Raw genomic sequence first — 1000 nt, 5'->3', positions numbered from 1 at the left:
CTCGGCCCTGGCGGTCGATGAGGCGACCTTGCACACCATGATGTGGGTCGCCGCAGGCAGCCTGCTGACATTCGCCGTGATTTACCGGGCCTTGCTGCTCGACAGCCTCGACCCGCTGTTCCTGCGCAGCGTCAGCCGCTGCGGGCCCATCGCCCATGGCGTGTTCCTGGGGCTGGTGGTGATCAACCTGGTGGTCGGCTTCCAGGCCATCGGCGCCTTGATGGTGGTCGGCCTGATGATGCTGCCGGCCATTGCCGCACGCTTCTGGAGCCAGCGCCTGCCCTGGCTGATGGCCATCTCCGCGCTGATCGGCATGGCCTCGGTCTGGCTGGGGTTGTTGCTTTCCTACTACGCCTCGCTACCCTGTGGCCCGGCCATCGTCGTGGTGGCTGGCAGTGCCTACCTGCTGTCGATGATGGTGGGGCCGGTACGCGGTCTGTTGCGTCGTCACTATACCCCTGTCACTCACTGAGGAGCCGCTATGCGCCCGTTGATCGTTGTGCTCATGCTGTTGCTGTCACCCCTGCTGTCCGCCGCCGAACGCATCAAGGTGGTGACCAGCTTCAGTATTCTGGCGGACATCACACGACAGATCGGCGGCGATCAGGTGCAGGTCATCAATATCGTCGGTCCCGACAGCGATGCGCATGTCTATGAGACCACACCCGATGACGCCAGGCATGTGCTGCAGGCGCGCCTGGTGGTGGAGAACGGCCTGAACTTCGAGCCCTGGCTGGACCGCCTGATCAAGACCACCGGCAGCCAGGCACACGTCATTCGGGCCAGCCAGGGGATCCTTGCGCGGACCCTGGAAGAGGAGGGGCAGACGATCCCCGACCCCCATGCCTGGAACAGCCTGGCCAACGCCAAGATCTACGCGGCCAACATCGCCAAGGCTCTGGAAGCGGTGGACCCTGGCAATGCGCAGGCGTATCGCAGCCATCTGGCAGCCTATCAGCAGCAGATCGACGCCTTGCTGGCCGAGGTGAAGAAAAGCTTC

Annotated in this window: 2 protein-coding genes; both read left to right on the top strand. The window is 64.1% G+C overall.

Annotation, left to right across the window (positions count from 1 at the left end):
- Nucleotides 1-472: metal ABC transporter permease (locus D1B31_RS23855; protein WP_142922626.1), on the top strand; the 472-nt coding region annotated here is incomplete at its 5' end.
- Between the two features lie 9 nt (nt 473-481).
- Nucleotides 482-1000: metal ABC transporter solute-binding protein, Zn/Mn family (locus tag D1B31_RS23850; RefSeq protein WP_158587661.1), on the top strand; the 519-nt coding region annotated here is incomplete at its 3' end.

The sequence above is a fragment of the Neobacillus notoginsengisoli genome (assembly GCF_003515685.1).
Lineage (GTDB): Bacteria > Bacillota > Bacilli > Bacillales > Cytobacillaceae > Bacillus_D > Bacillus_D notoginsengisoli.
This window is presented reverse-complemented; position numbering and strand designations above follow the sequence as displayed.